Genomic DNA, 13,339 nt, shown 5'->3' on the forward strand with positions numbered 1-13,339 from the left:
GGTATAGCGCTACTTCTAATTTGAGTGATTTTGTCACAGCTACCGCTGATGGCGCTAACACTAAACTGACTATTGACCACGATGGCACTGGAGCACTTAATAGCCTGGTATCCATTGTTATAACACATACTTTTACTGCTGATCTATTGGGTGAATTGATCACTAATGGTAACTTAGTGCTTGAATAGTATTGATAGCCTTATTGCTGTAATACACCTAAGTGTAGCCAAGGGAAAAAATCCAGAAAATAAGTTGACAAATAAGCAACTTCAAACAGTAAAACTTAAATATAAACATTGCTCAAAAAATCACACTTAAAATACCCTTATAATCTTTAGCATATGAAACTTATCAAAGCTAATCTTAGTATTTGGCAGGTTTTTCTATAAAGGCAGACGACATATCGCAACTAATGGCTTTGCTTTGACTTGCTTTTTTTGCCATTTTGTTGCGTCAATGCTTAGACAAAGTCAGCCACGGTTTTACAGTCTTTGGCAACAGAGGTTTCCTCTAAGCCAAAGACACCCTTAAACATAAAAACGACTAAAAAATGTCTAATTTTTACCTAACATTCTTCTCAAAGTATTATCTTTGTCAATGAAATGATGTTTAATAGCACCGGCAATATGTAGGCTAATAGCAACGATTATCGTCCAGCCTGCTATTTCATGGGTTTCATGCATAAACCCAGCAAGTTGCGCATTATGTGGAATGGCTTCCTTAGTGATAAGGTCAAATTGCGCTGCAATAATTTCTAAACCAAATACTGAAACACCATAACCACCTGCACCAGACATAATAAAGCCTGAAATTGGCATTATGATCATCGCAATTATCAACACCCAATGGATTATTTTTGCCAAATTATGTTCGATCGTCTTATATTCAGTAACAGGTTGCAACCAACCATTGACAAAACGCCAATAAACCCTAACAATAATGACTGCAAAGATTAAAACACCGATTGACTTGTGAATGGGATAAAGCTCAAATGCTTCGTTTTCACTCATATAAACACCAACAGCCGCCAATGCAATAATAGTTAAACCCACTACCCAATGCAAAAATATTGTTAAGTTGGATAATTTATCTTTTGTGTCTCTCATGTTTCTCTCCTTGTTTTTAATGGTCCAGACATAACATATGGCCTAAATTATACAACAAGTGATAAGATTAGCACCCTATTTTTTAATCTCAGGGTTGATCCACTGAATGCTGTACCAATAATAGCTACTTTTTTGTTGACTGGGCATGGTGCAGTTGTATTTACTACGACGCTCAGTTAAAGGCTTTTTAGCAACAATTTTAACGCTTTTATCGCCTTGCCAAGTCATATTCACCCCGCCATTGGCAAAACAATTTAGATTGGATTTTTGATGTTTGTTTAAAGACTCAAAAAATTCTAATTCTAATGTTGGTGGATTTTGTGTGAAGATTGGATTGATATTCTTGAGCTTAATGGGCATTGGCAAAGCGTTAACTTTAGTTTTAAAACTGAGCATCTTGGCATAATCTCCTGCCATTGGGAAACGAGGTAGGTTTTGTCGATGACTCATCTTTGATACAACACCAGAATACTGACCAAAAGCACTATAACCCAAATCTTTAACTTGTTTAAATATCTCTAAACTTGCTTCACCGTAAGGATAAGCGAAAATTTTATTATGCTGGTTTAATTCTTGATTAAGACGGTTTTGCGTTTGGGTAATTTGTGTTTTAATTTGTGTTTTATTTAAGTCTAATAAATACGGATGCGTCATAGTATGGTTATAAAATTGCATAAGATCACCTTGCATACTACGCATTTGTTGCCATGTCGTCATTGCTGGATATTTTTTATCCACGGGTTCACTAGAGACAAAAACACTCATCGGCATTTGATATTTTTTTAATAATGGATAGGCATTTTTTACCATGGATTGATAAGCATCATCAGCCGTTAACACCACGCATTTGTTTGGTAAGTCATCATTATCTAAGCGTTCAAGCATGGTTTTGAGTTGCAGTACTTTAAAATCATTATCTTGCAGATATTGCAGATGTTGCTCAAACAATACAGGGCTGATGCTGGTAGATTTTGGGGTGGAACCAGAAAAACGATGATACAACAGTACCACACAACTGTTAGCACTAACCATGGATGAAAACAGCATCAATATGATAAATTTAAACACATTTAGCCCCTGTAAACCCGATTTGTCGCCAAGCCTCATACGCCACAATGGAAACACAATTGGATAAATTAAGGCTACGAGAAGTAGCTTGCATTGGCAAGGTAATACCTTTAAATCTATCCAGCATTGCTTGCGGCAATCCTCGTGTCTCCGGTCCAAATAAGAAGGAATCACCTTCTTGATATTCTACCTCTGCATAATTAGTTTGCACTTTTGAACTTACTGCAAAAAGTCGCTCAGGCTTAGCCTTATCCAAATAATGCTCAAAATTCTCATATTCAAAGACCTGTGCCAACTCTTTATAGTCAAGTCCTGCGCGTCTTAGGCGTTTATCGGTAATTTCAAACCCAAATGGCTTAATCAGATGCAAACTAGCGCCCATATTGGCACTTAGACGAATCAAGCTGCCTGTATTATTGGGAATCTCTGGCTCAAACAACACTAAATTTAACATAATATTTTATTTTCTCTTGATTTTCTTACTATTATCCATAAATAAAAAGTAACTTAAAGAAAAACACAATGAAAATGGATATTAATAAACTAACTTCGCAATTCCAACAAGACTTAAACACCGCACAATCACTGGCGATTAATAAAAATCACACAGCAATTGAAGGTGTGCATGTGTTAAGTAGTATGCTTAGTGATTATGCTTCAAGCGTCAGTAATGTACTTAAAGCGCTGAATGTCAACACCAAAAACCTTAAAGACAATGTTGATAAAGCCATTGATAATTTAGCCGTGGTGGGTAGTCCAAATGGCGATATCGCTGTATCACAAAACTTATTAAGACTACTTAACACCACTGAAAAATTATCAACTGATAAAGGAGACAGTTACCTATCAACCGAATTATTTTTATTGGCAATTATCAGTGGCAATGACACCACAACAAAATTATTAAAAGATTTAGGGGTTGATAAAAAAAGCCTATCAACTGCTATAGATAAACTTAGAGGGGGTGAAACCGTGAATGAACAAAATACAGAAACGAACAGAGATGCTTTAAACAAGTACACACTTGACCTAACACAACGCGCACAAGACGGCAAACTTGACCCTGTGATTGGTCGTGATGGTGAAATTCGCCGTGCTATTCAAGTCTTACAGCGTCGCACTAAAAACAACCCTGTGCTAATTGGTGAACCCGGTGTGGGTAAAACTGCGATTGCCGAAGGTTTGGCACAACGCATTATTAATAACGAAGTGCCTGAAGGCGTCAAAGGCAAGCGATTATTATCATTGGATATGGCAGCATTAGTAGCAGGAGCAAAATACCGGGGTGAATTTGAAGAACGATTAAAAGCAGTATTAAAAGAATTAGAAGCCGAGCAAGGGCAGGTGATTTTATTTATTGATGAATTACACACCATGGTGGGTGCAGGTAAGGCTGATGGTGCAATGGATGCCGGTAATATGCTAAAACCTGCACTGGCTCGTGGCGACTTGCATTGTATGGGTGCTACCACGCTAAATGAATATCGTGAATACATTGAAAAAGACGCCGCCCTAGAGCGCCGTTTTCAAAAGGTGTTAGTTGATGAACCCAGCGAACAAGATACGATTGCCATCTTGCGTGGACTGAAAGAAAAATACGAAGTCCACCACGGCGTGGAAATCACTGACCCAGCAATCATCGCTGCTGTTACTTATTCTCAGCGTTATATTACCGATAGACAACTGCCTGACAAAGCCATTGATTTGATTGATGAAGCAGCCTCACAAATTCGCATGGAAATTGATTCAAAACCCGAATCAATGGACAAACTTGACCGCAAATTGGTACAACTCAAAATTGAGCGCATGGCACTCAAGAAAGAGAAAGATAAAGCCTCTAAAGAGCGATTCAAAGAACTTGAAGCACACATTAAAAAACTTGAAAAAGAATATGCCGACTTTGAAGAGATTTGGAAAAGGGAAAAATCTGTTGTTCAAGGAGCGCAACATTTAAAAGAAGCACTAGAACAAGCAAAGTCCGACCTAGAATTGGCACATCGTGATAATGATTTGGCAAAAATGAGTGAGCTCCAATATGGAAAAATCCCTGAATTAGAAGCCAAGATAGCCGAAGCTGAATCTGCTGATACGCAAGAAATGACACTCTTGCGTAACAAAGTAACCGAAGCTGAAATCGCCCACATTGTTGCCCGTTGGACTGGCATTCCAGTGGATAAAATGATGGAAGGTGAAAAGGATAAACTCTTACAAATGGAGTCTATTATTCATAAGCGTTTAGTTGGGCAGGATAAAGCGGTAAAAGTAATATCAGATGCTGTGCGTCGTTCTCGAGCAGGCTTATCAGACCCTAACCGTCCTGATGGTTCATTTATGTTTATGGGTCCAACAGGTGTGGGTAAAACCGAGCTCACCAAAGCCTTGGCTGATTTCTTGTTTGATACTGAACAAGCTATTGTGCGCATAGACATGAGTGAGTTTATGGAAAAACACTCAGTAGCACGATTGATCGGTGCACCTCCTGGTTATGTTGGCTATGAACAAGGTGGTGTGCTTACCGAAGCTGTGCGTAGAAAGCCATACTCAATCATACTGCTTGACGAAGTAGAAAAAGCACATCCTGATGTGTTTAATGTTCTTTTACAAGTGCTCGATGATGGTCGTTTGACTGATGGACAAGGTCGTACAGTTGATTTTAAAAATACGGTGATTGTAATGACTTCTAATCTTGGCTCTCATTTAATACAAGAAAATCCAGGCAAAGATATGAGTGCTGAATTGACTCAAATTGTTGCAGAACACTTTCGCCCTGAATTTGTTAATCGTATTGATGAGATTGTCGTGTTTAATAATCTTGAAAAATCCCAAATTAAAAGCATTGCTGCATTGCAAGTTGAAATCTTGCAATCTCGTCTGGCAAAAATAGACCTTCAACTTGAATTAGATGACAATGCAATGACACTAATTGTAGACAAAGGTTATGACCCAGTATTTGGTGCGCGTCCACTCAAACGCACCATACAGCAATTGTTGGAAAACCCACTTTCTCAGAAGATACTCTCTGGAGAATTCCTGCCAGGGTCGGTTATTCACGGCAGAGCGTCTAATAACGAAATTGTGTTTTCTTGATTAGCGCCTAGTGGCTTGTTACTCTTCTACCAACAACACCACCCTACGCCATCTGTTACTAAAATCCTTATTATTTATCGCATATACAGTAGATCAGCAATATCACACTGAGGTTTAAAATCAAACACAACCTTAACCAATAACCGCCTCAAAGTAGCGTGATCACAATTATCAATTGCTGCCTCCATTTCTAACAGAGTCGCTTGTAATTCTTGATACTCTATAAAATTTTCTTCCGCACGCATAATCAATGGATGCTCAGTCTCACTCACATTATCACTAATCAATAACTCCTCAAACAACTTCTCACCAGGGCGCAGCCCTATGTAATGAATTTCAATATCACCATTTGGATTATTATCATCTTTGACTTCTAACCCGCTCAAGTGGACCATCTTTCTAGCAAGGTCATCAATACGCACAGGTTCACCCATATCTAAGACAAACACATCTCCACCTTTACCCATTGCCCCTGCTTGGATGACTAACTCCACCGATTCAGGAATGGTCATAAAATAACGAATAATATTTTTATCCGTGATAGTTATTGGACCATTTTCTTTAATTTGTTTGGTGAATAGCGGTATCACCGAACCACTAGAACCCAATACATTACCAAAACGCACCATCGTAAATTGAGTATTATTTTGTTTTTGCGCTAAAGCTTGTAATATCAGCTCAGCTACACGCTTAGTCGCGCCCATTGTATTAGTCGGGCGCACTGCTTTATCTGTGGAAATAAGCACAAAAGTCTTGACCTTAGCATCAATAGCCGCTTGTGCGCACTTCAGCGTACCCAGCACATTATTATTCACACCTTCGGTATTATTAAACTCCACCATCGGCACATGCTTATAAGCCGCCGCATGGTAAATTGTATCAACCTTAAAGTGTTTCAATACCTGTAATAAGCGTTTAGTATCATTCACACTACCTAGAATAGGATAAACATCAATATTGGCAACTGACAATTCTCTCTCAATGGTGTAAAGTGCTAACTCACTAATCTCAAACAACACCAAAGCCTTGGGCTTAAGACTTGCAATCTGTCGGCACAACTCCGAGCCAATCGAACCACCTGCGCCCGTTACCATAACCACTTTACTGGCAATATTCTTACCTAGTAAATCCTGATTAGGCTTCACCACATCGCGTCCAAGCAAATCCACAATACTCACTTGTTGCAAATCAGCCACAGAGACCTTGCCTTGTGCCAACTCTGCCACACCTGGCAATGAGCGCACTACCACAGGATATGACTCAAACTGATTGATAATAATTGAGCGCCTAGTTCGAGAAATAGACGGAATTGCCAGCAACACCTCACTCACCTTAAGCTCTTCAATTAATCTTCCAACATCACTGTCTGGAGAATAAATACGCAGACCTCTAATTTGGGAGCCTTCCAACTCTAACGAATTATCAATAAAGCCAACAGGCTTATATTCAAAGGTATGTTCAAGTGCTGATGACAGCTGGATACCTGCGCTACCTGCTCCATAAATCAACACCCGCTTTTGGTCGCTATTGACAATATTTTTAACCAAGGATAACCGCAACCCACCGCCAAGCAACTGGCGTAACACCACACGCAAACCACCAATCACCACCAAAGACAGCAGCCAATTAATCAAAATTACACTTCGAGGTATACCCTCTACCGCAACCATAAAGCCAATCACACCCCACACTAATGCATACAAACTCACCGCTTGTACAATCGCACGCACATCCTTAAAGCTCATGTAACGAATCACACTTCGATACAGCCCGAAGTAAATAAAAATAGGAACAGCCACCGCCGGTGCACTAAAAATCGCCAATACTAACTCTAAATCACTCTTGGGAAAATACCACTCACCTAATCGCACTGAAAATGCCATCAACAGTGTCACCACCAACAGCATACTATCCAGCGACATCATCATCAATTGCTTGTAAATTCGTGACATATTAGATAACTTTTTAATCATTTCGCTATTATAATCAATCTGCACAAAACCTGTAACTTGCCATATTGTAATACCCCCATTTTCCATACAACTCTAAAGTAGAGGCTTGAGTGTTTACAACCCTCTTATTACGCCACCTTTGTTCTTGACGGTATTCCGCCTAGAGCAAAATATGGTCGTTCATTATTATAAACCCATAACCATTGAGTCGTTAAATTTTGTGCTTGTTCAACTGAATCAAACAAATGAAGATCCAAGCATTCCTACCTTTTCATGCTTAAGTTTTGGTTGGTAGTAATAAGTGCTTTTACTGATGCCACAAACTTCGCAAACAAGTTTAATGCTTGTGGTCTTATTTTGTTCGTTAATATTTAAAGCCGTCTCACGCCGTTGGGGTAGCTTTAGAGATTTTTTGCTAAAGCTTCCTTGGCAATCTGTAATTTTAGTTCGCTCTGAACATACATACGCTTGAATTGAGCATTTTCTACCTCAAGCTCTTTTAAGTGCTTAACCATAGACACGAGCGCCATTGATAAAATCTGGCTTGGTTCATACCGTACTCACGGCACAGTTCTGCTACTGTGACGCCTGATTTATTTTGTTTAAGAATATTGACTATTTGTGACTCTGTGTATCTTAATTTCTTCATGTGAAAATGCCTTATTTTATTATAGAATTTTCTACTTTAGAATGGTGTGGTTTTTTGGGGGTATTGCAAATAGAACCAATAGTTAATTAATGCAAAACTCCATCTCGTTTAACGACTTTTAAAAAAGTCATCCATAAAATTTTAATATCAAACCAAAATGAGCGCCTCTCTGAATACTCCACATCCATTTCAACCTTATTAAGAATTGACAGCCCATCTCTTCCATTAACTTGAGCCCAGCCTGTAACCCCTGGTAGCAACCCATCCACCCCTTTTAATTTACGCAAAGCAATTAAGTCAGCTTGATTAAAAAGCGCAGGCCTAGGACCTACAAAACTCATATCGCCCTTTAGAACGCTCCACAATTGTGGCAACTCATCCAAACTAGTTTTACGCAAAAAATCACCAATTGGCGATAAATAGACGCTTGGTTCTTCAAGTAGATGCGTTGCAACTTCTGGAGTGCCAACCCTCATTGATCGAAACTTAGGCATTGAAAATATTTTGTTATTCTTTCCAATGCGATTAGACCAATATAACACAGAACCTTTAGATGTTAAACGCACTGCAATAGCCACTAAGAACACTGGAATTATAAGCAATATAACGACAATCATAACCAGCAATAAGTCAAAATAGCGCTTTGTCAATAATGACTGAGTAATGTTAATCATTCCAATTCTCTAAAATCTGATCCACAAAACGCTCTATTGATAAAAAATGATCTTGTTTGGCATTTAAAGGAGGTATCTTTAATTCTATAAATTCTAACAGGGCTTCTTGTTGATTTTCAATATTTTTTACGATAAAAATTCTGGATATGTATTCACGCCCTAACATTTCACAATTTTCATTGTTGGTAATAAGTTTGGATCCAGACCTGAGCGCCTCAAATGTTCTGGAAGTAAGCCCTTTTTGATTGGGATGCGTAATATCAAGAACCGCCTTACTTAATTTAAATAAATCTGCAATCTCTTCTTTCTTGTAACCAGAATAAGAAACTTTATTAAATAAGTCAAAGCAACAGCGGTTCATTAATAATCTAATAAACAGTAATACAGAGGAATAATAATATAAAAATAAACCCACTCTAAGATTATTATCCTTGGCAAATCGTTGCACCTTTTTCATCCACATCAAACGATTAGAATGTACAGTGCCACAAAAAGATAGATCGTATTTTTTTTCAGCATCATTGCTTTGATACATCTTTTCTGCAAAAAGAGGAATATAGTGCAGCCCATACTCCTGACAATCAAACTTGTCAAAACTTGCCTTTGTATCAAATAAATTTAATACCGATAAAGAATTTTTCTTATTACAGAACCCATCCCACATATACAAATGAATTCTTGCTCTTTGCTTGACTTCTACCAGATATTCTTTATCAATAATATCTGGTGAAACAAATAGCACATCAGTAATTTTATGTTCATCAATATATTGATAAATTTTTGACCTATATTTTTTTACTTTTAAACTAAAAAGAAAATCTAATTTTAAGCGATATGCAATTTTTGAAAGAATTGTTTCTGAATGTAGTTCGTTAAATACAAACGCATAAACTTCTCTACTGTTTATTTCTACTGCAATAGCCTTTGTATAATCAAAAAATGCAGGGCCAATTATTAATACCTTCATTGCCACAGTTTGCCACTTTCAAGAAATGATCCAAGTTTTTGTGCATTAGTAAAATCATGATTTCTATAATCAATAGGTATAAAGCAATTATCAATGAAATCAATGGAAGCATCAATAATTTTTTGCTTATTATTATCCGCTTGAATCAATGCACCTGCACTCTTTACAACACCAAAACAACCATCGTAATAAGAACTTCCCAGCGTCCAAACAGGCTTGCCTAACCCTAAAGACTCTAAGCCGCCATTAGAATTAACTGTAACAACACCCAAACTATTAACTATCTGCTTCTCTAAGCCCTTATTTCCACCATCATAAAAAAAACTTAATGGGTACTTATTACACAAATCCATAATATTTTTTGGAATTTTTTGTAGTGGATGCGGTCGCATTACAACAGAGTGTTTGGAAATTCTAGTTAATTCTAATAATTTTTTTTCAATAACATTCGCATTTAAACCGAAATGAGTGGAATTAACATCTTCTTTTACTTGCCCTAAAAATAAATAATATTTACCTTTCGGTATTTTTGATCCCGAGTTATTATTTGAAAATTTACTTGAAAAAAATAACCCGACTCTTTCATAGGCAGAAAGCAAAAATTCTTCATGGTCTCCTAATCGGGAAATAATCCACATTGGAATATAAAACATTAAATCAATGACTCTAAATATAAAATGGAATTGGAATTTTTGAATGTCTCTATTAATCAACACTTGACAACTGGGTGAGTATTGCTTATATTTTTTTGTAATTAACGATACGCCATTTTGAGTAAAATCTGCATTCGCATTTACACCTGAAGCGCTTAAATAAATATATCCTGGTGGCCCTGCCTCAAAATATAAAATATTAACATTTTTTGATTTTACAAAATTTAGTAACGCCTGCTCAAATAATCTATACTCGCCACTTGTAATTATAGTTGTATCGCCAATATCACCAATAACATTTTCTTTAATCCATTTAGCGTATCCGCTATAAATTTCTTTTAAATGTTTTTCGTTGGCTGATTCTGATGCCAAATAAAAATCTAAATCTAAATCTAAATCTAAATCTAAATCTAAATCTAAATCTAAATCTGCCTCATCTTGATTTGATTTATTCGCTTTAAAGGTAAATCGACTAAAAAATGGTGTGCCAGCATTATACCCGTTCAAACATGCAAATAAAAATGTACTTGGTCGGGTATATATATGTTGTATAGTTGCATTTGGATTTTTGTGCAATATGCCTATTTCTAAATTTTGAAAAAAATCAAAATATGCAAGATCATGTCCTACAAACAAATATTTACTCATCTTTTTCTAATTAACCTTGCTGGTGATCCTGCAATAATTGAACCGCTTTCAAATCTTCCCTTGACAACACTATTTGCACCTACAATACATCCTTTTGACAAGTAAGCCCCTGGAAGAATCACAACCCCGTAACCTATAAACACCCCATCTTCTATGGCAATTGGCCTTTCAACCTCTTTTTGCTTAAGGAATGGCTCTCCATTATAAGGTTTTATACTATAATCTGTGCTGCCAATAAAAACATTAGCCGACATATTGACATTACTTCCTATATTAATTCTTGAAGAAGTTTGTATAAACAAATTATGTCCAATACTAACATTTTCCCCAATAAAAATTTTGCCAAATTTTAAACACTCAATCCTACTACCTGGAAAAATCCTAAACCTTCTATTAATGCTAATACCTCTTAGGCCTTTACAAAAAATTGGCTTACCAATATACCCAATACCCGATAATTTTTTAAATAACATTTTATAGGCTAAATGCCTCAAAAACCATCTTCCCCTATATAGCATTTTTTATACTCACAATGAATGAAAAATTATATTCTAAGCCTTCTTTTTACACTAGATAAATCCTTGGCGATTATTCATATTCATACAGAGGACTCAATAAATAGTATAACTTATTAAAATGAAACTTATGGAGAATACTCAATACCAATATTCAATTATAAAAACCATATTCTCTTTTAATATGCACTTAATTTCTTTAGAGACCTTTGCATAAATAGGGATGATTAGCAAAATCCAATTTTTGCCCAATTGGTGATTTCTTTAAACCTTGTCCTAGCAGGGCTAAGGCTGGGTTTAAAAAATCGCCAAGAGGGTGAAAAGTGGGTTTCTGATGATTGTTCCTATTTATGCAAAGGTCTCCTTTAGAGTAAACTGTAATATTAAATTCTATGCTTTTTATACAAAACTAAGCCCCATCAAAAAAAGTGCAGGAATAATACCCTCCATAAATAACCTGATATCAATAAATTTATCCGATACATTCTGTGCAATACTGTGCCATACTATTTTACCAATTAACGCATACACTATACTTAAAGCCACAAATGAAATTTCCACACTATAATCAAATTGAAAATTGTTTAAAATTGTAATCAGTAAAAATAAAGTTACTAATATAGCGAAAAAAGATTTTATTAATAGTTTTTTGTTGGATGTTAATTGCAACATTGCAAGATAATGATGTCCAGATGTAATGATTGTCATGCCTATCATTAAGATAGCCGTTACCGCTAACCCATTGTTAAGAAAATTTGGTACAACAAACTCAGAGGCAATAGACAATATTGCCACTACAACTACAAGAAATCTTTGCTGCTTAAGTCTTTCTTGGTAATGAATTTTGGCATTCTTTATATAATCTTTGACATTAAAGTTAGACTTTATTTCTGAAATCTTATACTGATTTAGAAATGGAATGAGCAATAACAACATTGCTGTCATAACCATATCAATGGTTACAATCTGCGGCGTGTTATAAAAATATAATGAGAAATAATATGGAATTCTGCTAATAGAAATCATCAAAAGACTGACAATAAAAAATAAAAAACTATGTTTGATTACAGGCTTTAAAGCAATAAGCGAAAAAGATATTTTTATTCTCCCTTTTATTTTCACAAAAAACAAGTGTGTCAAATAGCCAAACCACAGTAGTATAAACCATGATTGAACACTATTACTAACCACGAGTGCGCCAATAATAATAAATGTTCTAACGATTCTTTGATTTAAATTTATCTCTTTAAAATACCCGTTAATATTTCCCTGTATGCGTTGCATAGTTATAAATACAAGATAAATTGATATAATAAACCCAAGTGCCATTCCAAGTCCAATATAGTGAGCCGTATCACTACTCGAAAAAATATAAAGCATTGTCAAAGAAAAAGCGTATGCCAAGAATATTAATACGCACGAAGCCCCCAAATATTGACTTTCTCTTATATTCTTCTTATTAATAGCAAGATGTGCCGAGTCAACAAGTCCCATGGTAAAAACACCCGCTACAAAATTTGCAGTATTAATAATAGATCTGTATTCTACGAATGACGCTTCATCCAAAATTAAATAGAGGGCAACAATTTGTAAAACAATAAAAATATTGCCTAATAAAAATGTAATTCCAGCGTTTCTTAACATTTTATTACTTAAAGCCCCCGTTATAACGAGACCTTTAATTCAAATAAAATCATACACGCAAAATTAATTGGAATTATTCTATTTATGTTCGCTATAACAACACTCTTAAGTGCATTAAAAAATATGCCAGTTACCAATATTCCAGGAAGTTTTATTCCTATGTATTTTGCCTCCCTTTTTTTAATCATAGGCTTTAACAATCCATAACTAGAATACGATCATTCTTTTTTGTAATTAAGTTGATAAAATTTTTAGGGACTAACTTACATTAATACTAACATCTTGTAAGACAGCCTATTACCACTAAACCCAGACATTATTGAATCAATTCTATCCAATGTTGATCGTTTGACATTGCCATCATTCAACCTAAAAA

The 13,339-nt window shown here is 35.9% G+C and carries 13 protein-coding genes; 2 read left to right on the forward strand and 11 right to left on the reverse strand.

The features are described from left to right. The coding region (locus BBROOKSOX_RS06115) for a hypothetical protein (protein WP_180323880.1) at nucleotides 1–188 on the forward strand (188 nt) is incomplete at its 5' end. Between the two features lie 366 nt (nucleotides 189–554). Here BBROOKSOX_RS06115 and BBROOKSOX_RS06120 read toward each other — a convergent pair. From BBROOKSOX_RS06120 to BBROOKSOX_RS06130, 3 genes are all read right to left on the reverse strand, one after another. Continuing rightward, complete coding sequence (locus BBROOKSOX_RS06120) at nucleotides 555–1,106, reverse strand: cytochrome b (RefSeq protein ID WP_139660347.1); 552 nt, start codon at nucleotides 1,104–1,106, stop codon at nucleotides 555–557. 75 nt (nucleotides 1,107–1,181) lie between these two features. After that, nucleotides 1,182–2,174, reverse strand: a complete 993-nt coding sequence (locus BBROOKSOX_RS06125; RefSeq protein WP_180323881.1) for a polysaccharide deacetylase family protein — start codon at nucleotides 2,172–2,174, stop codon at nucleotides 1,182–1,184. Beyond that, nucleotides 2,167–2,628: a tRNA (cytidine(34)-2'-O)-methyltransferase gene (locus BBROOKSOX_RS06130; RefSeq protein WP_139660349.1), complete on the reverse strand. Its 462-nt coding sequence runs from the start codon at nucleotides 2,626–2,628 to the stop codon at nucleotides 2,167–2,169. Before BBROOKSOX_RS06130 ends, BBROOKSOX_RS06125 begins: the two co-directional genes overlap by 8 nt. A gap of 74 nt (nucleotides 2,629–2,702) precedes the next feature. Here BBROOKSOX_RS06130 and clpB point away from each other — a divergent pair, with 74 nt between their 5' ends. Next, nucleotides 2,703–5,261 carry an ATP-dependent chaperone ClpB gene (gene clpB, locus BBROOKSOX_RS06135; RefSeq protein WP_373896615.1) on the forward strand — a complete coding sequence of 853 codons (2,559 nt, stop codon included), beginning with the start codon at nucleotides 2,703–2,705 and terminating at the stop codon, nucleotides 5,259–5,261. Between the two features lie 74 nt (nucleotides 5,262–5,335). Here clpB and BBROOKSOX_RS06140 read toward each other — a convergent pair whose 3' ends face one another. The 8 genes from BBROOKSOX_RS06140 to BBROOKSOX_RS06175 all read right to left on the reverse strand — a co-directional run bounded on the left by BBROOKSOX_RS06140 (nucleotide 5,336) and on the right by BBROOKSOX_RS06175 (nucleotide 12,963). Continuing rightward, the gene (locus tag BBROOKSOX_RS06140) at nucleotides 5,336–7,234 is read right to left on the reverse strand and encodes a polysaccharide biosynthesis protein (protein WP_180323882.1); all 1,899 of its coding nucleotides are present in this window, start codon (nucleotides 7,232–7,234) and stop codon (nucleotides 5,336–5,338) included. A 107-nt stretch (nucleotides 7,235–7,341) separates the two neighbouring features. Beyond that, nucleotides 7,342–7,470 carry an integrase core domain-containing protein gene (locus BBROOKSOX_RS06145; protein ID WP_083848141.1) on the reverse strand — a complete coding sequence of 43 codons (129 nt, stop codon included), beginning with the start codon at nucleotides 7,468–7,470 and terminating at the stop codon, nucleotides 7,342–7,344. Nucleotides 7,471–7,712: 242 nt separating this feature from the next. Next, the gene (locus BBROOKSOX_RS06150; RefSeq protein WP_139660351.1) at nucleotides 7,713–7,862 is read right to left on the reverse strand and encodes a transposase; all 150 of its coding nucleotides are present in this window, start codon (nucleotides 7,860–7,862) and stop codon (nucleotides 7,713–7,715) included. Nucleotides 7,863–7,948: 86 nt separating this feature from the next. Then, entirely contained in the window at nucleotides 7,949–8,536 is a 588-nt protein-coding gene (locus tag BBROOKSOX_RS06155) for a sugar transferase (protein ID WP_139660352.1), read from the reverse strand. Next, complete coding sequence (locus tag BBROOKSOX_RS06160) at nucleotides 8,529–9,509, reverse strand: hypothetical protein (protein ID WP_139660353.1); 981 nt, start codon at nucleotides 9,507–9,509, stop codon at nucleotides 8,529–8,531. The genes BBROOKSOX_RS06155 and BBROOKSOX_RS06160 overlap by 8 nt, the downstream gene beginning before the upstream one ends. Next, nucleotides 9,500–10,804 carry a capsular polysaccharide export protein, LipB/KpsS family gene (locus BBROOKSOX_RS06165; RefSeq protein WP_180323883.1) on the reverse strand — a complete coding sequence of 435 codons (1,305 nt, stop codon included), beginning with the start codon at nucleotides 10,802–10,804 and terminating at the stop codon, nucleotides 9,500–9,502. The genes BBROOKSOX_RS06160 and BBROOKSOX_RS06165 overlap by 10 nt, the downstream gene beginning before the upstream one ends. Continuing rightward, the gene (locus BBROOKSOX_RS06170; RefSeq protein ID WP_180323884.1) at nucleotides 10,801–11,277 is read right to left on the reverse strand and encodes an acyltransferase; all 477 of its coding nucleotides are present in this window, start codon (nucleotides 11,275–11,277) and stop codon (nucleotides 10,801–10,803) included. The genes BBROOKSOX_RS06165 and BBROOKSOX_RS06170 overlap by 4 nt, the downstream gene beginning before the upstream one ends. Before the next feature lie 441 nt (nucleotides 11,278–11,718). Further along, a complete protein-coding gene (locus tag BBROOKSOX_RS06175; protein ID WP_139660356.1) occupies nucleotides 11,719–12,963 on the reverse strand; it encodes a hypothetical protein in 1,245 nt (414 codons plus the stop codon). Between the last annotated feature and the right edge of the window lie 376 nt (nucleotides 12,964–13,339).

This window comes from bacterium endosymbiont of Bathymodiolus sp. 5 South (assembly GCF_900128535.1).
Classification (GTDB): domain Bacteria; phylum Pseudomonadota; class Gammaproteobacteria; order PS1; family Pseudothioglobaceae; genus Thiodubiliella.

What these genes read in the sequence shown, in the direction of transcription:
- BBROOKSOX_RS06120 (WP_139660347.1), bottom strand. Translation starts at nt 1,106, where the DNA reads ATGAGAGACACAAAAGATAAATTATCCAACTTAACAATATTTTTGCAT.
- BBROOKSOX_RS06130 (WP_139660349.1), bottom strand. Translation starts at nt 2,628, where the DNA reads ATGTTAAATTTAGTGTTGTTTGAGCCAGAGATTCCCAATAATACAGGC.
- clpB (WP_373896615.1), top strand. Translation starts at nt 2,703, where the DNA reads ATGGATATTAATAAACTAACTTCGCAATTCCAACAAGACTTAAACACC.
- BBROOKSOX_RS06140 (WP_180323882.1), bottom strand. Translation starts at nt 7,234, where the DNA reads ATGATTAAAAAGTTATCTAATATGTCACGAATTTACAAGCAATTGATG.
- BBROOKSOX_RS06150 (WP_139660351.1), bottom strand. Translation starts at nt 7,862, where the DNA reads ATGAAGAAATTAAGATACACAGAGTCACAAATAGTCAATATTCTTAAA.
- BBROOKSOX_RS06155 (WP_139660352.1), bottom strand. Translation starts at nt 8,536, where the DNA reads ATGATTAACATTACTCAGTCATTATTGACAAAGCGCTATTTTGACTTA.
- BBROOKSOX_RS06165 (WP_180323883.1), bottom strand. Translation starts at nt 10,804, where the DNA reads ATGAGTAAATATTTGTTTGTAGGACATGATCTTGCATATTTTGATTTT.
- BBROOKSOX_RS06170 (WP_180323884.1), bottom strand. Translation starts at nt 11,277, where the DNA reads ATGTTATTTAAAAAATTATCGGGTATTGGGTATATTGGTAAGCCAATT.
- BBROOKSOX_RS06175 (WP_139660356.1), bottom strand. Translation starts at nt 12,963, where the DNA reads ATGTTAAGAAACGCTGGAATTACATTTTTATTAGGCAATATTTTTATT.